The following is a 22041-nucleotide window of genomic DNA, read 5'->3' as shown; positions in this document are numbered from 1 at the left end:
ACGCCCTCGCGAATGCTCGACCTACGATCGCTATTGTTCTTGCTCGCAGTCACCACGCTGCCGGCTGCGATCATCAGTTGGATCGTCGTTGCGGTGATGCGTCGGTTCGCCGAACCGTTAGGACTCGTCGACCGACCGGGAGAGCGGAAGGTCCACACCACTCCCACGCCACTAGGCGGTGGAATAGGGATCTGGGCCGGAATCATCGGCACCTTCCTGGCGGGATCGATCACCGTCTGGTACCTGATCGACCTGCCGATGGTCGCCAACCTGTTGCCGGCGAGCGTCCTGGAACATGTCGACGGGCTGCGATTTCGCACCCGCGAATTGTGGTTGGTCCTTGGAGCGGGGACTGTCCTGACACTGTTGGGGCTCGTCGACGATTGGCGCGGCCTGCCTGCGACACTTCGCCTGGCGATCGAATTCGCTGTCGCAATCGCCAGCGTTTTGGTGCTCGGTTACGGCCTGACCGCTTTCATTCCCGTCCCGCTGGTGACGTCGACACTCTCGGTAATCTGGATCGTCGCGTTGATCAATTCGTTCAACATGCTGGACAACATGGATGGGCTGAGCGGCGGAGTGGCGGCGATCATCGCGGCGATGCTGGCGGCGGTGATGCTGTTGAGTCCCGATCCCGACACGCAGCAGCCGCAGTTTTTTGTCGCGGCGCTGCTGCTGGTCGTCGTCGGATCGCTGCTGGGATTCCTGTGGCACAATCGCCCTCCGGCAAAGATCTTCATGGGCGACGCGGGCAGCTACCTGGTCGGATTCCTGATCGGAATCGCAACCCTGGCGGCGACCTACGCCGGCTACAAAGGGAGCGAACGGCCCCATGGCATCCTGGCGCCGCTGTGCGTGATGGCGGTGCCGCTGTACGACATGACAACGGTTCTGTGGATTCGGATCCGCGAGGGACGCAGCCCGTTCGTCGCCGATAAGAGCCATTTCTCCCATCGGCTGGTTGATCTGGGACTCACGAAAGTTCAAGCTGTTCTGACGATCTATCTGGTCACGGGAACCTGTGGTCTGGCAGCGCTGCTGTTGGGCCGCGTCGATTCCCAAGCGGCGATCATCGTCGTGGGGATCGTCCTCTGCATGCTCGCTCTCGTTGTGATTCTGGAATCGACCGGTTGGCGAAGAAAAAACAAAGACTGACGACCACCAAGCCGAAGCCGCCTGAGCCGAGCCATCGCGACGGCCGGAGCGATGCGTCGGCAGCCCCTTGGCCGCCGGTCGCTTACGCCGGCACACTGGCTCGGTTCGGAATTGCGGCGTTGCTGATCGCGACCCTGATGGCCCCCGCCGACAGCACGGCGGTGGAGCAGGGATCGGCGACCTACCTGAGCCTGCTGACGCTACCGCTGGCGATCGCTGCATTTTTCTACTGGCCCGCCGGACCAACGCAGGGCCGCCGGACCGAACTGCTGCTACTGGCCCTCGTCGTTTGGGTCGGCCTCGCCACGTGGTCGGTCGCCGGTCGCGGGAACCTCCGTTTTGCGATCAACGAGTTTTGGGTCTGGCTCGGCTGCCTGGCGACTTACGCAGCGACTCGACGCGCGATCGTCACGACAGCCCAAAAACAGTGTCTTACCATCGTCCTGTTAGCGTCATTAACGACGCTGGCAGTCCACACGATCCATCAGAAATACATCAGCATCCCCGCATCGATCGAGCAATACCGTCAGGATCCCGACGGACAATTGCGACTCGCCGGACTCGACGCTCCCGCCGGATCAGCGCTCCGCTACCAGTACGAAGGGCGACTGTTTGCCGCGGAATCGATGGCGACGTTCAGCCTGTCGACGTCGGCGGCGGTGATCCTGTTCATGGGACTCACGATCGCCGGCGGAATGGTTCTGTGGCGACAGAAACTGCAACTGACGCAGTGGCAGACGGTGGCGGCGGCGCTCGCCACAGCGTTGCTCGCCTGGGGAATCCTAACCACCGGTAGTCGGATCGTGCTGATTCTTTCGATCGCCGCAGCGATCACGATGCTGGCCTGCCGATTTGTTGGCGGTGCCTTGTCGAATGTCGCCTTTCGCTCTGCGAAAGGCTCATCAGCGGAACGCACTTTCGCGGAGCGAAAGGCAACACTTGTGCCGCGGTTGGCCGGAGCGGTCGCGGTTGCCTGTGCCCTGGGAGGAACCTGCCTGGGCGCGGCGATCACCCACTCCCCTGCCCTGCTGGCAAAATTCCCGCTGTCGGTTCAGTTCCGGTTTCAATATTGGGCCAGCAGCCTGCGAATGCTAGGCGACCACTTGTGGTTCGGCGCCGGGCCGGGGAACTTTCAATCGACCTACCCGCGATTTAAAGCTGCGTCGATGAGCGAGATGATCGCCGACCCGCACAACTTCCTGTTGGAATCAGCGACCGCGGCGGGACTGCCGGTCGGAATTCATTGCCTGGCGATCTTGTGGAGCCTGGCGGCAGCTTGGAGCCGAAGCAACGCAGAGAAACATTCGGCTAAACCGACAAACGACCAAGAAGGATCGAGCCAGCGAAGCGGCTCAGCGACAAACGGCACCTGCGACTGGGCGATCTGCGGCGGTGCGTTGCTGTCGGTTGTGAGCGTCTGGTTCTTGGGCCCCTGGTTTGGCGTCGCTCCCGATATCGAACCCTATCTGATTTCGATCCCGCTGGCGGCGACATTCGTCTATTTCATGGCCGGCTGGTTCGGGACGGATGTCGACTGGGAAGCGATCGCTTGGCCGGGCTGCTTCGCCGTCCTGGCCGCCCTGCTCTTCTCCGGAGGTTGGACGACGCCGGGGATCGCGATTCCGCTGTGGGCTCTGATCGGCGCGATCAGCTCGCGCCAGCTGCCTGCCGAGGCGAACGCGCGCACTCCTCGACAACTGAGCCTACTGGCAGGCCTAGGGCTGCTGGCTCTGTTCAGTACCACCACGCTCACTCCCGTAATGCAAACGCTAGCGCTGACTCAAAGCGCGGGGGACCGGATCGCCACCGGCGACGCCCCCACGGCGATCCAGTTGCTGCGACAAGCGACAGAGGCCGACCGCTGGGATGCTGGGCCAGCAATGCAGTTGGAATCGGTCCTGACGCGTGTATTGATGCAGCAGTCGACGGCAACAGCGCGACAAGAGTGGCAGCAGGCGAAAGACGAAGTCCTGCGCCGCGATCCCGCCAATCCACGAGCTTGGCAGCAACTAGCTGAATCCCAGCTGAGGATCTACCACCGCTGGGGCGATCGGCAGGACCTGCTAGCCGCGTTGGAATCGAGCGAAATCGCACTGCGATTGGACCCGACAAGCATTCAGATCACGGCTCAGGTTGCTGTTTTCGCCGCTGCCAGCGGTGAAAACCGACGGGCCGAAGAGGCTTGGCAACAAGCGGCGCGATTAGCCGAGGTCAACAAAAACATCGAATCGGACTGGAATTTGTTGCAAGTTCTGCCTGCCGACCGCCCGCTGGATGGCCGCAACCCGCTAGAATCGATAAGCGTCCAACAGGCGTGGGCGAACCGAAACCAGGGTCCAACCGTAGAAAACGATTAAAAATCGGTGAATCCCTCGTCGGTCGAACCAATCGACCCGCCTCCTTCCCCTCCATCGAAGACCTGAAAATTCATGCGTGTCCTAGCAATCATCGTGCTGGCTTTGATCGGTGGCATCTCGATCGGCAAAATGAGCGGATCGAATCATTCGACCGATCTAGTCGATGACTTTGGCCCGTTCACCGAAGTCGAAGGATTTGACGCAGAGCAACTGCCCGAGTACTTGAGTTCCTTGATCCCCAATGACACCGGGCGAATCGAGCTCCTTGGCGACAAGGATTTCGACTTTGGCGTCATGCACCGCAACACCGAAGGGGAACACGCATTCAAGATCCGCAACACGGGGACCGGACCGCTGCGATTGAAGGTGACCGGATCGACATGCAAATGCACCGTGGGTGAACTCGAAAGTGAATCGATCGCACCGGGTGAGACATCCGATATCAAACTGACTTGGAAAACGCGATCCAGCAGTGCCGAATTTGCTCAAACCGCAACGATCCAAACCAACGACCCCGACAACATCGAATTGAAGCTGACCGTTCATGGGGCGCTGGTCGAATCGCTGCTGACCGAACCAACCGACTGGGCCGTTGGTAACGTCACCTCGGGCGAACCGATCGATCTGGAAATGACCGCTTACAGCTACGACGAAGCCCCCATCGAAATCGTCTCGGCTGAATTCCTCGACGCCCCGGTCCAAGAACTGACCGAAGTCCACTGGACCGAGCGAAAGGCCGACGAAAAGACCGATGGCAAACACCATGCCGCCACGCAAGCCTTCGATTTCCAGGTGAAGATCAACCCCGGCCTGCGACAGGGGGCGCTAAACCATGTGCTACGCGTCCACTACAAGAGCGACGATCTCGAAGCGGTCAGTCCATCGTTTGATATGAATCTTTCGGGAAATATCGTCGGCCCACTGCGACTGCTGGGGGGCAGCAAACTGGAACAATCCCAGAAGAGCGGCGGCGGTGGCTACCGTTTCAATTTCGGGACAGTTCGAAAAGGGGAACCGGGGGATGAGCGAATCCATCTCGTGATTCGCGGCAAGGATTACGACGATCTGGTCGTAAAGGTTGGGGAGATCAAGCCCGAGAATGTTTTCGCAGTCACTCTGGGCGAAGAGAATCGCCGAGGATCGCTGCGATCGATTCCGATAGATATCAAAATAAAGCCGGATGCTCCCCTGGGTATCATTCGCGGAATGAAGTCACTCGATACCGGCTATGTCATGCTGGAACCTCAAAATAGTAAACTGTCACCACTCAAGCTGTGGTTGACGGTAGAGGTGACCGCGGTCGACAATTAGGGAAAATTCGGCAACGCTGGGCGATTCACCAATATGCGCAAAACATACATCTCCTTCCTGACGGCAACCTGCAGTCTGTTGTTGCTCCTCGGCTGCAACGATCCCACTCCGGTCGCCCAGGAGACGAAAGAACCCACTCGTCCAGCCCCCCCCACCCCCGCTCATTCCGCGGTCGTGGAAACCGAGATCGTCGAAGCGGCGGAGCCGACCGAAGCGAAACCTACGGCCGCCGTCCCCTCACCGACACCGACCGATACAGCGAACAGCCCCCCCAACAACACCGACAGCCTTCCGGATTCCCCCACTCTCTCCGACAACGAACAAACGACCGAACAAGTGCCCGAGGAGGCAACATCGCTAGTTGCCGCCGCACCAAGCGAAGCGGCCGCAGCGGAAGAGGCCCCTACCCCGCCGGCGGACGACAACGGAACCGAACTGCCAGCCGACGCCAGCAATTCAACCGTAGCCACGATTGATACCGAAACCGACAACCGTTGGAAGAGCTGGCCCAAGCCGAGCACGGTAATGCTGTTTACCGGCGAACAGCACGGATACATCGAACCGTGTGGCTGCACTGGATTGGAAAACCAAAAAGGCGGCCTGGCCCGACGCCACTCGCTGATCAAAGAGATCGAAACGCTGGGCTGGAACGTCGTCCCGATGGATGCCGGCAACCAAGTCCGCCGCTACGGCCAGCAGGCCGGAATCAAGTTCCAGACAACGATCGCTTCGTTGCGAACACTGGGCTATCGCGCCATCGGGTTCGGCCCCGATGACCTGCGATTGGACGTCGGCCTGCTTCTCTCCGAAGCGGCCAGCGACCCCGACAGCGCCCTACAATTCGTATCGGCCAACGTCACCCTGCTGGACCCCGAACTGCTCCCCTCGACACGCGTGATCCAATCCGGCGGCAGACGAATTGGCGTCACATCGATCCTCGACCCCAAAACGATTGGCCAGCCCCTGGGTGACGAAATCGTCGTCGATCCGGTCGCCCCAGCGATCAAGGCGTCGATCGCCGCGATGGCAAAAGAGAACTGCGATTACAAGGTGCTACTCTATTACGGCGGGAACAACGCCGAAGAAGACATCAACGCCCTTGGCGCCCAATTGGACGGAATCGATCTAGTCGTGATCGCCAACGAGTTTGGCGAACCGACCTACAAACCACAAACGGTTGAGAACGCCGCCTCCACTCACATGATCCTGACTGGGCACAAGGCGATGTACGCCTGCCTGGTCGCTCTTTACGACGACGGGTCGCCCAGCCGATACGCTCGCATCCCGTTGACAGCAGCCCTAAAAGATTCGCCGGCAATGCTGCAGTCGCTGGCCGTCTATCAAGACCACCTAAAGAATCTCGGCCTCAGCGGCCTGGGGCTAAACCCAATCCCTCACGCCAGCGGCAGCAAGTTTGTCGGATCGGAGAAGTGCGGCGAATGCCACACCACCGCGATGGAGATTTGGGAAGGCACCCCGCATGCCCACGCGACCGAATCGATAGTCCGTCCGCCAAACGACCGCGGCGATATCGCTCGCCACTTTGATCCCGAATGCCTCAGCTGCCACGTGACCGGATGGAACCCGCAAGGATACTACCCCTACCTGAGCGGCTACCTGAGCCTCGATTCGACACCCCAGATGGTCGCCAACGGCTGCGAGAACTGCCACGGCCCAGGATCGCAACATGTCGCCGCCGAAGAGGGTGACATCGCCGCGAGCGACGAATTGCTCGAAAAGCTGCGGGATGCGATGCGATTGCCACTCGACCAAGCACGCGAAAAATGCATGGAGTGCCACGACCTCGATAACAGTCCCGATTTCCACAAAGAGGGCGCTTTCGAGAAGTACTGGGAACAGGTCAAGCACGTCGGCAAATACTAGCGCCCGTCTCCCCCGGCGTCCGGCGCTCTTAGCAACCGGACGCTACCAGCTTGTCGGTTTAGCCACAACGAGCTTCCTTGCATTAGCTGTTTGGGCGTTAGCACCGGTTTAGTGGCAGCGGAACCGGGACTAACGCCCAATCGGCTGATTAAACCGACAAGCTGCTAGCGAGTGGCGGCTAATTTGCCTAAGCACAAACACCGATAGCCCTGACGCTCGTCCCTGATAATTTTGCTGCCAAGGGAGCCATGCGATAGAATCCTGACTGACGTTTTACAACGGGAGGTCATGATGGGTTATGCACATCGGGTTCGGCGGGTTGGTTTAGTTGCAGCGTTGCTTTTTGTCGGAACAGGTTTTGCAAAAGCGACCGCCGCGGAACAGCAACCGAACTTTCTTGTCATCGTCAGCGACGACCAGCGACCCGATACGATCGCGGCGCTGGGGAACCCCGTGATCGAGACTCCCAACCTGGACCAACTGGTTCGCGAGGGGATGACTTTCACCCGAGCGAGCTCTGCGTTTCCGCTGTGCGTCCCCAGTCGCGCGGAGATCCTGACCGGTGCGACAGCATTTCACAACGGCGTTCCCTACGGCGGTGGCCGGCTAAAAAAGGGACAAGTCTTCTGGGCCGATGCACTCCGCGACGCCGGCTACCAGACTTGGTACTGCGGAAAATGGATGAACGACGGCGCACCCAAGACGCGCGGTTATGATGAAACGAGCGGATTGTTCAGCAGCGGTGGTGCGGGACCGCTGGGGCGCCAGCCGCGCTACGGCCGGCACAACCGCCTGATCACCGGCTATCGCGGATGGACTTTCAAATCAGCCGACGGCAAGCCGGAACTGGAGAAAGGAATCGGCGTGGTCGGCGAGACCAGTAAGTACATTGCCAACGGCGCAATCCAGCTGCTGCAGCGCAAAACCGACAAGCCGTTTTTCATGCACGTCAATTTCACAGCTCCCCACGATCCGTTGATCATCCCGCCGGGATACGCTGGCAAATACAAACCGTCCGAGATGCAGGTGCCGGCAAACCTGCTGCCCAAACACCCTTTCGATCACGGAAACATCGACGGCCGCGACGAACAACTGCTCCCCTGGCCGCGGACCGAAACGGACGTCCGCGAGGAGATCGCCGCCTACTACGCAGTCATCGACGACATGGACGCTCAGATCGGCCGGATCCTCGCGGCGCTGAAAGCGTCCGGACGCTACGACAACACGGTGATCCTATTCACCAGCGACCACGGGTTGGCGCTCGGAAGCCACGGGTTGATGGGGAAACAAAACATGTACGAACATACGATCGGTGTTCCGTTCATCATCGCTGGCCCCGGAATTCCGAAGAACCAACGGACCGCGGCACAGATCTATCTGCGCGACATGTATCCCACGACGTGTGAATTGGCGGGGATCCCGATCCCCCAAACCGTGGAAGCCAAAAGCATCGTGCCGATCCTCCGATCTCCCGAGACAGAGATCTACCCTGCGGTCTTTGGGTACTACAAGGAGACCCAACGCATGATTCGGACAGCGCGTTGGAAACTGATTCGCTATCCCAAAATCGGCCGCGCGCAATTGTTCGACTTGAAAAACGATCCCGATGAACTCGTCGACCTCTCCGGCTCCAGCAAACACCAAGAACTAGCGAGCCGACTTGGCGACCAGATGGACCAATGGTTCCAGCAGCAAAACGAGAAGCACTAGGTACCGAGGAACAACGTCGAACCGATCAACCGTCCGCTTCGTCGCCTACCGCATCATCAGTGATACTGAGATTGGTCGAGACGCTTTGCACATCGTCGTGCTCGTCTAAAAGATCCAACAACCGCATCGCTTGCTGAGCGACCGAACCTTCAACCTCGACGGTTGTCTGCGGCAAACGGGTCACTTCGCTCAGCTCCGGCTGCAACTGAGCCGCTTCGAAGGCGGCTAACAAATCGCTGAAGCTCTCCGGCGGACAGGTGACTTCCCAACCACCCGAATCGCTGCGTTGGATGTCGTCGGCACCCCCTTCGAGTGCAACCTCGGTCAACCGTTCCTCATCGGTCTCGGCAGCAAACAGCACCAACCCCTTGCGATCGAACAGATAGGCGACCGAATTGATCGTCCCTAGATTACCGCCGTTGCGTTCGAATAGAACTCGCATCTCCGGCGCCGTCCGGTTGCGATTGTCGGTCAACACATCGCACAGGATTGCGACTCCGCCCGGCCCATACCCCTCGTAGAGAATCTCTTCCAAGTTCCCGCCGTCGAGCTCACCGGTTCCCCGCTTCACCGCCCGTTCGATGTTGTCCTTGGGCATACTGACCGCTTTGGCATCATCGATCGCCTTGCGGAGCCGGATGTTGGTATCGAGATCTCCGCCGCCCAACTTGGCGGCCACAATGATCGCCTTGCTCAACCGGCTCCAAAGCTTTCCACGCTTGTTATCGACGAGGGCTTTCTTGTGCTTAATTCCAGCCCAATGGGAGTGGCCTGCCATTGCTGTCTATCCAAATTCGGAAGCGTCAAAGAGAGAGGAGATTATCGCCACCAAAACGCCAACCAAAAGACCGACGTTCACAACGCTCAACCATCGCTCAAGCGAGGTGAGTCAGCGAGCTAGCGGGGCTTTTTCTTAGCCAGCTTTTTCGTCGAACTGCGAGCCGGCTTGGTCGCCTCGTCCGCGTCCGACTTATCGCCGGCCCCTTTGGCGGTTTTAGGCTTCGCCGCACCCTTCTTCGTGGGCGTTGCCTTGGACGGCTGTGACGCGCTAGCCTTCTTCGCCTTGATCGATGCCGCGATCCCCTTCAACGGTGCCTTGTCGGGCGGGCTAGGAGCAGTCGACTTTTTCGGCGTCTTCTTCGCGGGGGCTGCTTTGGGGGCGGCCGACTTGGTCGACGCTGATTTGCCAGCAGCCGACTTACCCGACGCGCTCTTGCTGGACGACTTGCTCTTGCTGGGGCTCGCTGCGGGAGCTTTTTTGCCGGGGAACAAATCCATCGCGTCGGGATTGATCTGCAGAATCAACTTTTGCAGGTCGGGATCTTGAGGATTGCTTGCGAAGTCCAACGCCGCTTGGTGCAGCAACGATGAGAATTCGGCCCCCTTCGATTTGGGAACAGCGCGTTCGATCCCAGGCACCTTGCCGGTCTCGCGTTCGGCGTCGTTGATGATCCCACAGTAATAACAAATATCGATACCAACCGCGTTGATCGGAATCGCATGCCCACCGAGTCCCTGTTGAACGATATACGCCAACACAAACGAAGTCATCGCTGGAAACTCGCTGAGATCCTTGATCGTCTTGCCAAGGTTCTGCTTCTTCATCTCTTCGATATCGAAGGAGTAATACGTTTCGAACAACGCATGCAGATTCTTCTTCAGCCGCGATGCCGCTGCGGTCGCGTTGGGCAACCGCGGGAACGATTCGGCCAATTCGCCAATCGTCGTTACCCGAACTTCGTTCCAATCGAAGTAATCCTGCTCCAAGCGAGCGATCCCTTCATCGGCTGCCTCTTGCGACCCGTCTTCCAACAGGCAGGCATACAGGAAATGCTCAAACAAATTCCTGCCAGCCGAAGGGGGCAGCGGCTTATATCGCTTTTTCAAAAGAGTGAAAAGCTTGGTGATCCTGGCTGACCGATTGGTTGTGCTCATGTTGCTTGTTTACAAATATCAATGATCGGTTTTAAAACGAAGGGAATAACCAACACGCCAACGATTTGCTACGACGGTTCATCCGACGCATCCGCAGTGGTATCGTCCGACGGGGGCGGAGTCTCTTTCCGCAAGCCTTCGAGTATGCGACTGACCTCAATTGCGTTATTGAGGCCCTTATCAATTTTGAACGTCAATCGCGGCGTATACCGCGTATCGATGCGTGCAGCGATTTTCGACTGCAGATAGCCAGCGGAATTCTGAAGCCCGCGAAGACTCAACGCCTGTTGCTTCTCATCTCCCATCACGCTCACGCGAACCTTCGCGTTTCGCATGTCCGAATCGATTTCCACACCGATTACGGTCACATCCTTGACCCGAGGGTCGCGCAACTCGGTCAGAATCGATGTTGCCACGACTTCACGAATTGCCTCGGCGGCCTTGAGTTGACGACGAGATGTCACAATAGTTGCCAAAAAGAGAAAACAGATGCGCTAAAACGAAAAACGAGTCTTTGCCGACCTACCCTCGAATCAATCGAGGGTTCGAGCGAATTCCTCGATGCGATAAGCTTCCAAGACATCGTCTTGTTTGATGTCATTGAAGCCCGACAATCGGATACCGCATTCCATTCCGCGTGGCACCTCTTTGACGTCCTCTTTATGGCGTCGAATCGAATCCAACGGGTAATCACCGATCGTCCGTCCATCGCGATTGACCCGGATACGGCACCCACGCTGGATCGAGCCTTGAGCGACATAGCTACCCGCGACAACGCCCACCCGACTGATCGAGAAGACCTGTTTCACGACAGCACGTCCCAATTCGACAACCCGTTCTTCAGGCTTCAAGCGACCTTCGATCATCGCCTTCAAATCGTCGGTCATCTTATAGATCACGTCGTAACGACGAATCTCGACCTTTCGATCGTCGATCATGCCACGCGCGGCTTCATCGGGAATCACATTGAAGCCCAAGATCACCGCGTCGCTCGCCGAGGCGAGCGTCACATCGGCGACGGTGATACCGCCGACCGACCGCTGCAACACGCGAATCTCGACTTCGGGATGATCGAACTTGGCGATCTCCTTGTCGATCGCTTCGAGCGAACCCTTCATATCGGCACGAATAATCAAATTCAGCTTGGCCCGCTCCTCTGCCTTGCCCAACTGGCCGTCTTGCAACAGTTGTTGGAAATGCTCGAAGCTGACCTTGGTCGTGATCCCCGAAAGGTTCTGACTCTTGCTGTCGAATTCACGCGTTTCCGCGATCTCTCGAGCTTCGGCAATGTTGGCGAGCACGTGGAACCGATCGCCCGCACCTGGCGGCTGATCGAGACCAGTGACGTTGACCGGAGTACTTGGCCCAGCCGATTCGAGAGGTTCGCCCGTCAGGGTATCGGTCAGCGCCTTGATCCGACCGTGTGCCGGACCGCAGACGACAACGTCGCCCACTTTCAGTGTTCCATTCTGGACAACAAACTTGGCGATCACACCGCGATCGGCCTGCTGTTCGGACTCCAAACAAACACCCAACGCATCGCGGTTAGGATTCGCCTTGTATTCGTTCAGCTCGGCCACCGTCAGCAGGGTATCGAGCAATTCGTCCATTCCCATCCCAGTGGTTGCACTGGTGCGAACGACTTCGACATCGCCACCCCATTCACTGGGGGTCAAACCATGCTCGGTCATCTGGGTCATCGGACGATTGGAATCGACCCCAACAAGATCCATCTTGTTCAACGCCACAACGATCGGAACGCCAGCCGCTTTGGCATGACTGATCGCTTCTTCGGTTTGCGGCATAATGCCGTCGTCCGCCGCGATCACCAAGACGGCGATATCGGTAACGTTGGCACCACGGGCACGCATTTCAGTAAACGCTTCGTGACCCGGAGTATCGACAAACGTAAGCTTTCGACCATCCTTATCGACTTCGTAGGCGCGGATATGCTGGGTGATCCCCCCGGCTTCTCCCGTCACGATCCGAGTACCGATCAGATAGTCCAACAAACTGGTTTTTCCGTGATCGACGTGCCCCAAGAAGGTCACGATCGGTTGCCGCGGAACCAAATCGGCCTCCTCGTCGGCGCGCTCCTCGATCTTCTCGATCAGATCCTCCTCCAACGAGGTCTGGCTCTTGAACGAAATTTCGATGTTGAGCTCCGCCGCAATCAACTCAGCCGTCTCTTGGTCGATCTGAGCATTGATGTTCATCATCATGCCCATTCCCATCAACGCCTTGAGGACCTGAGCGGCACTGACTCCCGCCGCCTCGGAAAAGCTGCGGATCGAACAAGGCAATTCCAGGACAACGTTTTCTTTACGCGGCGCGGCAGTGTTTTTACCCGTTCGCGTGATCGTTCGACGTCGTCGTCGGTCATCTCCATGGCCGAACGACCGCTCGATATCGCGTCGACCACCTCGCCGACCCTTGTTTCGGTCGGCTCGGGCGCTTGCCATTCCGGCAATGCCCTTCTTCTTGGTTCGTTCTTCTTCGGTGTCGCCCGCTTTTCCACCGCGGCCACCACGTTCGTTGCCCGACCCAGTAAAGGAACTCAGGGCACCGCCCCCTACCTTCCCCTTACCCGATTCCGCCTTCTTGTCGACGTCATCTTGAACCAGCTTCTCCAAAGAGGCTTTCATGCCCTGCTTGTGACCAGCGATCACATCTTTGGAGAGCCGAATTTCAGGCTTTTGAGCTGGAGCTTCACCAGTCGCTGGACGCTGCTGGCGAGCTGGCGTCTTAGGAACAGCAGCCAGGTTGATAACCGGACCACGCTTCTTGCCACCGCCGGCGCGTTCGCCACCGTCGTTGTTTCCCGCCGACTTTCCGCCGCCAGCACGATTGCGACCACCGATATCGCGAATCCGCGAACCCGATCCGCCTCGAATGGCTTCGCGACGCAAGGGAGCGTTAGCCGCTGGCATTACCGGTTTATTCGGCCGCGTCGGCTCTAGCGCTGCAGGTGTTCGCACAGGCGCAGGGGGCTCGTCCGCTGGTGGCGGAGAGGCTTTAGGCGATTCGGCAACCTCGACCGGAGCTGCCGGTGGTTCGACAGGCGATGGAGCGGGTGGCTTTTCAGCGACCGGCGGCTCCTCGACTTCTGCCTCTGCAGCTACCTCGGGTTCCGTTTCGGAAGTGGGCTTGGTGGTGCGAGTCTTCAACTCCGCAACCGGGCCAGTCTTTTTGATAGCGGTACCCAACGGACCTGCGCCCCGAACAGGTCGCACATCTTCCTTCCGGGCAACTTTTTCTACCTTTGGCGCACCGAGCTGACTCAGGTGCTTTTTGACCTTTTCCACTTCATCATCATCAAGACTTGCAAGCGCAGAGCCCTTGCCAGAAACCCCGACCTTATTACATATCTGGACAAGTTCCTTGCTGTCGATCTTCAAGTCTTTAGCTAGCGCGTAGATGCGTACGGCCACGTTGAGGAATCCCTCTTGCTGGTTGGTATGCACCGAACGGACGTAAATCGAGCCCGCTCGCGTGCCAATCTAATATCGAGTTCACATATTCAAGGCTCCTCCGCGCGGTGAACTAACACCGCTAGGGTCCCGTAATCAGTTGACTCTTGTGTCCTGGACAAGCTTACGCCTTATCCGGATCTTCTACATTCTCCGAAGCCAGCTGTTGGGCTTCGTCTTCTTTATTGTTGTTTTCAACGGCAACATTCTCTTTATCAGAATCTTGCTCCGTCGATTCGTCAATCGGCTCCGATTCTACTATTACGTTTTCTACTTCCTCAACAGACACTTCCGCCCCACCATCGGCTTCCGAGCCTTCCGTGGATAGCGTATCCTCGCCATCACCCTGTTGGGTCTCTTCGGACGCTTCGGCTGCAGAATCCTCTGATTCTTCCGACTCGGCCCCATCGGCAACTTGTTCACTGACCGCGGGCTGCTGTTCTTCATTGGCCGCCAAAGTGGCCGCGGCTTCCCGTTCCTGCTTGCGTTTCTTGCGTTCTTCGGTTGCCGCAGCTTCCGCTTCTTCAGCCTGCGCTTCGGCTTGGTCGACGATCACATCGACCTGTTCGGCAGTCAAACCACCCATCTGCATGAGCGTCTCAGGCTCGATTACCGAAAGATCATCGTAGGACAGATAGCCCTGCTCAACCAATTGCTGAGCCAGATCCTCAGTCATTCCTTCCAGAACGCTAAAGCCAGCGACCGCACGCTCGATCTGCTCTTCCAGCTCGCCGCCAGTCATAATTTCGATGTCCCAGCCGCACAACTTGCTCGCCAAGCGGACATTTTGCCCACGGCGACCAATTGCCAACGACAGCTGATCTTCCTGAACCAGCACAATCGCCCGGCCGATCATATTGCACAACAAGACTTGCTCGATCTCCGCCGGCTGCAGCGCGTTGGGGATCAAAACCTGTGGATCATCGCTGTAGCGAACCACGTCGATGTGTTCACCAGCCAATTCCTCGCGAACACTCTTGATTCGGCTGCCGCGATAACCAACACAAACCGCGATCGGATCGACCTGCGAATCGGTGCTGCTGACCGCCACCTTGCTCCGATAGCCCGGCTCGCGGCTGATCGAATTGATCGCGATCACCCCTTCGGACAATTCCGGAATTTCCTGTTCAAACAGGCATTTCACCAACTGAGGCCGGGTTCGGCTCAACACCACGCGAACGCGGTTGCCTGTCGCTCGAACCTCGAAGACGACCGCGCGAACACGCTCATTGGCATGCAAGCTCTCCCCAGAGATCTGCTCGCTGCGAGGCAAGATCGCTTCGACATTCCCCAGCTGAACGGTTGCCACCCCACCATCGGCACGCTGAATCACGCCACTGACCATCTGGCCAATCTGCTCGCGGTATTCCGCCATCAACGCATCGCGTTCGGCTTCGCGAACCTTCTGGATGATTACTTGCTTTGCGGTCTGGGCTCCGATCCGTCCGATTTGATCTTGGTCGAGTGGCGCGCCATCGATTTCGGCATGAATTCTACCAGAATCATGGTCAATTCGCACAACAATGTCAGCGTCTTCGCCGTAGTGTCGGCGCGCAGCAGTCGCCAGCGCGGCCTCGATGGCCGAGAATAGAAGCGAGGGGTCGATGTTCTTCTCGCGATGAAGAGAATCGACGTATCGAAGTAGATCCTGAGGATTCATGCGACGGCGTAACCGATCGGTCTGTATGTGCAAAAATGGAGCCCGAGCGTAGCACACCCGGGCTTCTGGCTAATTGCTTAGTCGGGTAAACCAGCAAAGTTACCCGTATAAACGAATAGTGTCAACCAATATCGGCAGCCTAAGTGCCCGTCCTGTCACGCTTTTACGCGCTCCCAACCCTTTTAACCGGAGGTGTTTTGCCGCACCTCCAATCGGCTAGCATTCCCGCCAAGCCCCCCGTCTGGTGTTGTAAAAACGGAACACTCCCTCGGTAAGAAAGGCGTAGTTTCCACATCCAGCGATTGCCACCGAGACCGATTAAGCCGGTTTTAGCGACATAAATCTCAGCATGAGGCAATTTGGCAACACCTGCCGCCGGCGCACGCACAATCCTGTCCTAAATTTTCTCGGCGGAGGCTTCGTCGACGATCCGCTCCCCCCCCTCGTCGGTCGGGCGAGAACCATCATTCAGGAAATATTCAGCCAGATGACTGCAAAACAGATCCTTGTTGCCGAAGACGACCCCGTATTCCGTCGCGTGATCGCTTTCTCGCTGAAACAGATGGGATACGCTGTCGATTCGGTCAGCGATGGCGAACAAGCGCAGGCCCAACTGATCGCCGGCGAATACGACATGCTGGTCACCGACCACCAAATGCCGCTTTGCAGCGGGCTCGAACTGATCGGTCGCCTACGCGGCACCGAACGCTTCGCCAATCTCCCAATTGTCCTCTGCACCGCCCGCGGGCTAGAACTCGACAAGGAACAATTACGCAATCAGTACCAATTGGCGGAGATCATGCATAAACCATTCAGTCCCCGCCTGCTGGCTGAACGCATCCGCAACCTGCTGGCGTGCAGCCAATCAAACGAATGGGCCGCTATGGCGTAAGGGATCACCCTCCGCGCGCCCGCGAAACGAAAGCCCCCTACCCTGCACCGCGATCGCTACGCCCGCGGATGAAACTCGCGATGGACCTTCTGCAAGCGACTGTGGTCGACGTGCGTATAGATCTGCGTCGTCTGAATGTTGGCGTGCCCCAGCATCTCTTGAACCTGTCGCAGCCCCGCGCCGCCAGCCAACAAGTGCGTCGCAAAGCTGTGCCGCAAGCTGTGCGGACTGATATCGTCGGAGATTCCTGCCCGCTGAGCGTATCGCTTGACCAACCGCCAGACCTGCACACGATCCAATGCCTGGCCGCTGCGACTGAGGAACAAATGCTCCGGTGTCGCTGCCGCTAGCGCCACCAGGCGGACCCTCAATTGATCGATATACAGCTGGATCGATTCGATCGAACGCAGCCCCAAGGGGACCATCCGCTGCTTCCCCCCCTTTCCTTCGCACTTCAAGTGCTTCTGCTTCAGATTCACGTTCTGCAGCCGCAATCCGCAGACCTCCGACGCCCGGCAGCCTGTCGCATACAGCACTTCCAACAGCGCTCGATCCCGTTGCCAATAGCTGTCCGAGCGGCGCGGTGCGGCCAGTAGACCATCGACCTGAGCGGGGCTGAGCACCCCCGGCATCCGCTGCCACATCTTCTGCGTTGTCAGCAACTCCGCCGGGTTGTCGAGAACCACCCCTTCCAACTGCAAGTATTTATAGAACGTCCGCAGCGCGACGACGTGCCTCGCCACGCTGGCCGGCGCAAGCGACCGCTGACACAGCCAACTGACGTACTGCGACAGCTCGGCGATCTTCAGTCGCGGGATCGAACGATCCTCCAACCAATCCAGGAAACGCTTCAAATCGCGGCTGTAAGCCTTGATCGAATTCTCCGCCAAATGGCATTCGTTCCGCAGATAAACGATAAAATCGGCGCAATACGACTGACTTCGCCCATCGGAATTTTTCGCCGGACCGCGCGACTTCAATTGCTGCAGCTTGGTTGGACGGGCCATGGTCAGAAGCATCCTTCGAGGGGCGGGAAGAGGCAAACAGCTTACAATTCCCTCTTCGTCATCCGCTGCGGCGAATTGCAATTTCAATCCCAGAGTTCCGATTCCCCGATCGATCTGAGCCGAATCGAAGTACAAACGGCCTCCCGATCCGTTCATTAAACGCCGACAATCGACAGCTTTCGGTTTCTAAGGTTTGGACGATTCAGTTATCCTTAGATCACACACTTCACCCCCGCCGCGGGTGAACCCGCCATTTCAAGCGACCGCGTCCCCCGCCCGGCCGCTCCTTATTTCGATACGCCATGCGAAGCCAAACGATGTCAACATTCCAACGAATCGCGATCCTTACCCTGATGATCAGCGGGTCGCTTTCGATCGCCTCCCCCGCCCTGGCCGTGATCACTCGAGCCCAACGGATCGAACTGACACAGGTCGGTGGAATCATCAAGAAGGCAGGCGAAAACTACCTGCAAGGCAACTATGACGAATCGGGAAAACAGGTCGAAGAGGCTCAAGAGCGTCTAAAAAAGCTGGTTGCCGAAGGGGACATGCAGCTCTACCGCGAAGCCGGTTCGCTCTTCACACGCATCGGCCGCGCCCACGCATTGCTGGAACTCGAAGGCATCCGCCTGGCTCCGTTCTCCAAGCCGGAACCGCCCAAACCGATGGAGGCCCCCGAACCGGACAAGCCTGAACCCACACCTCCCGCACCAGCAGCCGACGGGATCAGCTTCACCAAAGCCGTCGCGCCGATCCTGGTCCAACGCTGCGGACGCTGCCACGTCACCGGCAATCGCGGCGACTTCAGCATGGCCGACTACGCAACGCTGATGAAAGGCCCCGCGATCGGGATCGTCGTCGCTCCGGGCAATCCCGCTGGCAGTCGCTTGATCGAAGTCATCGGCTCGGGCAGCATGCCCCCCAACGGAAATGGAATCCCTGCGGCGGAGCTGAAAACACTGAGCGATTGGGTCGCCGCTGGCGCTAAATTCGACGGCGCCGAAACCGACATGCAATTAACCTCGTTTGCCACCGCTGCCCAGCCGGGCAACACCCCCGCGGCAGCCATTCGCCAATCAACAGGCAGGGAAACTGTCAGCTTTGCCAAAGATGTCGCTTCGATCCTGCTCGAAAACTGCATCGGATGCCACATCGACGCAAGGCAGGTCCAAGGCGGCCTGCGGATGAACACCTTCGCTCAATTGAATCGCGGTGGGGACAGCGGCTCGATCTTGATGGCGGGCAAACCGGACATGAGCCTGTTGATCCAACGGCTTAAAGGGGAAGGGGGCAACCGCATGCCCGCCGGCGGACGCCCTCCCCTCTCCGATGAACAGATCGAATTGATCAGCACCTGGATCAAGGAAGGGGCGACTCTGGATGGCAAAACCCCCGACCAACAGCTCCGCGTAATGACCGCCCTGGCTTGGGCTCGCGATGCGACGCACGAAGAACTGATGGAGCGCCGCACCGAGATGGCTGACCACAACTGGAAGATGGGCAGCCCCGACGAAGAACCGGCACAGATCGAGACCGACAATTTTTATGTCGTCGGCAGCGTCGGCCCCAATACTCTGAAAGCGGTCGCCGAACAAGCTGAAGCGGCGTTGGCCGATGCCAAGGGAATCGTCCGCCGCCCCGAAAAACGAGACCAATCGACCTTCAAAGGCCGGGCGACGATCTTCGCCTTTCCGCGACGCTACGATTACAGCGAATTTGGCCGGATGATCGAGCAACGCACCCTGCCCCATGACTGGACCCAACACTGGTTCTACGACGGACTGGACGCTTACGCTGCGATAGTCGTCACCCCCAACGACGAGGATGCGCAAATCAAATCGCGATTGACCGGACCGCTGACCAGCCTGCTGGTCGCCGAGTCTGGCGACGCTCCACATTGGCTCAGCGAAGGAATCGGACGAGCCGCGTTTGCCAAATTCGCCGGCCGCGACAACGAAACCGTCGACACCTGGAACGAAGAACTCCCCGCGGCGCTGGCGGCGCTCAGCAAACCCGAGCAATTGCTCACCAACAAACTTCCGCCAGACCAAGCCGACCTCGTCTCCTACGCGGTCGGCCAGTTCCTGATCGATCGAGCCTACAAGCCGAAGTTCGACAAATTGATAGTGGAACTATCCGCTGGCAAAAACTTCGCCACCGCCTTCGTGACCGCCTACGGTGGCCAACCCAAAGACGTGCTAACCGCCTTCGCCCGCTGGTACCAAGCAAACGCCAGCCGCCGCGGACGCTAACCCACGACAGCTCCGCCGCCACGGATCCCGAAGAGTCCCAAGACAGCAACCCTGTCAGTTATACGTAAGTCATGGTGAGTTATCGCGACCGAACGCTCGCCAGGCCAGCGAGAAGCCTTTCGTTCGTCGCAGGCCGTTCCACATCGCATTCATCCGAGTCAGGGCCGCAGGCTCGACCATTTGCATAGCCCAGGCCATCGGCCTGGGTTCTAGCGGCGATGATTGACATGGTTGGGCTGTAGGCCCGGCCGATTGTCACCACCTACCCCGGGGCGTCGCCCCTTCGCCCGTTGTGAAATGAGACCGGGGGCCGTTGGCTGATACCCAGCCCTGCAGGCTGGGCTAGGCAAATTGCTGGACCTTCGGCCCGCGACAGGCGTGTGAGGAATGTGCCTGTCCCTTTCGCCCCTTGCTTTCGCCGTTGTTTGCAACTTGCGTATAACTGACAAGACAGCAACCCGGGGCGGCACACAGCCCCCCCGATCTACCAGGCGACGACGCAAATCGCAAACCGACTGACGTCGCCTGATGAATTGATTCGCCCCGGACCGGATACGACGCCGGGGATGTTGCGATCGCAGCGAACGGCGGTCGGCACCAAGGACCGCCAATGTGGTTTCCATTTGCAAACGCACTATGCGGTCCTTCGGTGCACGACCTGGCTCTGCCTCTCTACGAATTGTGGATCCAGGTTGCGATCTTGCATAGTCGCGAGAAGGGAGGAGACCTAAGTGCTTCAAAGGAGTTCCAGTTTAGCTTGTCGTTCGGCCTGTTAACGGTTAACGTCCCGCTGTTTCCCAGCGGTTCCTGATCTAACAAGCACTCAAGCTTGAGATTCTTGAGTTCGCCCCAGTGTCGTTCATCGTTCGGCACGGGATATCGCCCGTCCCATATGATTGCTTCGCTGAGTATTTGCAGTAGTTTCTGCTCTTCAGTGGCGTAGTGGATGCCAGCGTCTCGCGCGAGTTGGTTTAAGTTGTGCGTACGCCGTGGCGTCTGTCCAGATTCTACAGAAATCGCCTTCAGAAGTGCCTCAAGCGCCATGCCGCAAAGCATCCGGAATACACAGCTACTTCGGCCAGCATCTGAAAGTAGTTCGGCGGCGCCACGAAGTTCATTCGCTTTGTTGAACCAATAGGTTGAAATCGATTGTTGGTCCGCGAAAGACCCCATGGATCCGTGGCCTGCGATAGGAGTTGAAAATATAAAGCACACAGTAGATCCGCCGTGCGAGTTCGCGTAATTGGCAGAACTACTTCTGCTCGACAGCTTCGAAGATCGCGATCTGACCGTCGTTCCGTTTGCCGGCAGCATTCTCTCGGCCATTGGGCCAGGAGAGAACGACGCCAAACAGCGTGCCATCTCGCTCCACGGGGCAGAAGCCGTGCATGTGGTGCATGTAACCCAAGGTTTCGTAAGTCGCGGGAACCAACATTCCCGATGGCTTGCCACCATCCATCACCAACAACGGCGCCAGCCCCTTGGTCGACGCCAGTGGATTCAACAGCGGCAGGAACATGCTCGAACCGATGTGCGAGATGTTGCAGGGAGTCGATCCCTTGGGCAGGTCGAGATAATACTTGGCATCGGCGCCCGGCATCTTGATCTGAGCCCCGCTGGATGTGAAACCGAAGACGCGGCCATGACTGCGCGATGCGACTTCGACAATCTCCTGCCCCGCTTCGGTTGCAACCTGAACGCCATGGGCGGTGCTGAAGACTCCACCCTTCTGCTCCTTGCCCCCCCAAGCCGGTCCGCCCCATTGCCACTTGCCGTCGCGGATTTCCGCCGAAAGAGCGAAGTCGCCCGGAGCGTAACCGATCACAACGACCAACCGCTTGGCAACTGGAAGATAGACGACGTCGCAGGGAGTGAAACGGCCACCGGCGGAGAAATAAGCGTTCACCGTTGGGTTGTCGAATTCATCCCCATTGGGCTGCTTCAGTTCAGCGATCACTTTGCCACGCTGCGAGACGACGACGCTGCCAGTATTGGTCGAACTGAAAGCCCAATAGGACTGATCGTCGATCATGAAACAGTCGGTCCCGTGAGCGTTCATGCCGGCGGCGAACAGTGGATCCTGCCCTTCGACCAGCGTCCACTCTTTCATTTCGGGGTCGAGCGTCACCAGACCGTGCTTGGCGACAACAGTCACGATCTCGCCAGTCGACGAATCGCGATCGGCGTTGTTGTGCAGGCCCCCTTTGGCCGCAGCAACCATCGCTTCGGATTGCTTTCCGAGATCGGGGCGGTGCTTCCAAACGTAGCTCTTGCCGTTGGCTTCGAAAGTATTTTGCATTGCATCCACAGGGACGGAGCCGTTCTTTTTTGAGGTACCGTGGTCGTGTCCCTCGTGGGCGACCGCATCGCGAGAGAGGCAAAAGAGCAATGCGACGACACAGCAGCAG

The 22041-nt window shown here is 58.4% G+C and carries 15 protein-coding genes and 1 pseudogene; 7 read left to right on the top strand and 9 right to left on the bottom strand.

The window, feature by feature from the left end:
- Positions 1–12 precede the first annotated feature (12 nt).
- The 5 genes from EC9_RS02380 (at position 13) to EC9_RS02360 (ending at position 8417) form a co-directional block, all read left to right on the top strand.
- Positions 13–1155 (top strand): glycosyltransferase family 4 protein, encoded by a 1143-nt coding sequence (locus tag EC9_RS02380; RefSeq protein ID WP_145342062.1) that lies wholly within the window; start codon positions 13–15, stop codon positions 1153–1155.
- Positions 1131–3512: an O-antigen ligase family protein gene (locus EC9_RS02375; RefSeq protein WP_145342060.1), complete on the top strand. Its 2382-nt coding sequence runs from the start codon at positions 1131–1133 to the stop codon at positions 3510–3512. The genes EC9_RS02380 and EC9_RS02375 overlap by 25 nt, the downstream gene beginning before the upstream one ends.
- Before the next feature lie 72 nt (positions 3513–3584).
- The gene (locus tag EC9_RS02370) at positions 3585–4823 is read left to right on the top strand and encodes a DUF1573 domain-containing protein (RefSeq protein ID WP_145342058.1); all 1239 of its coding nucleotides are present in this window, start codon (positions 3585–3587) and stop codon (positions 4821–4823) included.
- A gap of 33 nt (positions 4824–4856) precedes the next feature.
- A complete protein-coding gene (locus EC9_RS02365) occupies positions 4857–6707 on the top strand; it encodes a multiheme c-type cytochrome (RefSeq protein ID WP_145342056.1) in 1851 nt (616 codons plus the stop codon).
- A 336-nt stretch (positions 6708–7043) separates the two neighbouring features.
- A complete protein-coding gene (locus EC9_RS02360) occupies positions 7044–8417 on the top strand; it encodes a sulfatase-like hydrolase/transferase (protein WP_218934529.1) in 1374 nt (457 codons plus the stop codon).
- Between the two features lie 25 nt (positions 8418–8442).
- Here the strand turns inward: EC9_RS02360 and EC9_RS02355 are convergent, their stop codons facing one another.
- The 6 genes and pseudogenes from EC9_RS02355 to nusA form a co-directional block, all read right to left on the bottom strand.
- A complete protein-coding gene (locus EC9_RS02355; protein WP_145342052.1) occupies positions 8443–9195 on the bottom strand; it encodes a YebC/PmpR family DNA-binding transcriptional regulator in 753 nt (250 codons plus the stop codon).
- A 119-nt stretch (positions 9196–9314) separates the two neighbouring features.
- Entirely contained in the window at positions 9315–10352 is a 1038-nt protein-coding gene (locus EC9_RS02350) for a hypothetical protein (protein WP_145342050.1), read from the bottom strand.
- 68 nt (positions 10353–10420) lie between these two features.
- Positions 10421–10816, bottom strand: a complete 396-nt coding sequence (gene rbfA / locus EC9_RS02345; RefSeq protein WP_145342048.1) for a 30S ribosome-binding factor RbfA — start codon at positions 10814–10816, stop codon at positions 10421–10423.
- A gap of 69 nt (positions 10817–10885) precedes the next feature.
- Positions 10886–13783 (bottom strand): translation initiation factor IF-2, encoded by a 2898-nt coding sequence (infB, locus tag EC9_RS02340; RefSeq protein ID WP_145342046.1) that lies wholly within the window; start codon positions 13781–13783, stop codon positions 10886–10888.
- A gap of 163 nt (positions 13784–13946) precedes the next feature.
- The gene (locus tag EC9_RS26855) at positions 13947–14498 is read right to left on the bottom strand and encodes a prolipoprotein diacylglyceryl transferase (protein WP_246106170.1); all 552 of its coding nucleotides are present in this window, start codon (positions 14496–14498) and stop codon (positions 13947–13949) included.
- Between the two features lie 120 nt (positions 14499–14618).
- Positions 14619–15482: pseudogene (gene nusA / locus EC9_RS26850) on the bottom strand (transcription termination factor NusA); the annotation flags it as partial.
- Between the two features lie 487 nt (positions 15483–15969).
- Here nusA and EC9_RS02330 point away from each other — a divergent pair.
- The gene (locus EC9_RS02330; RefSeq protein ID WP_218934528.1) at positions 15970–16374 is read left to right on the top strand and encodes a response regulator; all 405 of its coding nucleotides are present in this window, start codon (positions 15970–15972) and stop codon (positions 16372–16374) included.
- Positions 16375–16430: 56 nt separating this feature from the next.
- Here the strand turns inward: EC9_RS02330 and xerD are convergent, their stop codons facing one another.
- Positions 16431–17381, bottom strand: a complete 951-nt coding sequence (gene xerD / locus EC9_RS02325; protein WP_145342040.1) for a site-specific tyrosine recombinase XerD — start codon at positions 17379–17381, stop codon at positions 16431–16433.
- Between the two features lie 317 nt (positions 17382–17698).
- Here xerD and EC9_RS02320 point away from each other — a divergent pair, with 317 nt between their 5' ends.
- Positions 17699–19633 (top strand): c-type cytochrome domain-containing protein, encoded by a 1935-nt coding sequence (locus EC9_RS02320; protein WP_218934527.1) that lies wholly within the window; start codon positions 17699–17701, stop codon positions 19631–19633.
- 672 nt (positions 19634–20305) lie between these two features.
- Here EC9_RS02320 and EC9_RS27265 read toward each other — a convergent pair.
- Both EC9_RS27265 and EC9_RS02310 read right to left on the bottom strand, forming a co-directional pair.
- Positions 20306–20806 carry a HEPN domain-containing protein gene (locus EC9_RS27265; RefSeq protein WP_218934526.1) on the bottom strand — a complete coding sequence of 167 codons (501 nt, stop codon included), beginning with the start codon at positions 20804–20806 and terminating at the stop codon, positions 20306–20308.
- Positions 20807–20885: 79 nt separating this feature from the next.
- Entirely contained in the window at positions 20886–21932 is a 1047-nt protein-coding gene (locus EC9_RS02310) for a hypothetical protein (protein ID WP_315852309.1), read from the bottom strand.
- Positions 21933–22041 lie beyond the last annotated feature (109 nt).

Source organism: Rosistilla ulvae (genome assembly GCF_007741475.1).
Lineage (GTDB): Bacteria > Planctomycetota > Planctomycetia > Pirellulales > Pirellulaceae > Rosistilla > Rosistilla ulvae.
This window is presented reverse-complemented; position numbering and strand designations above follow the sequence as displayed.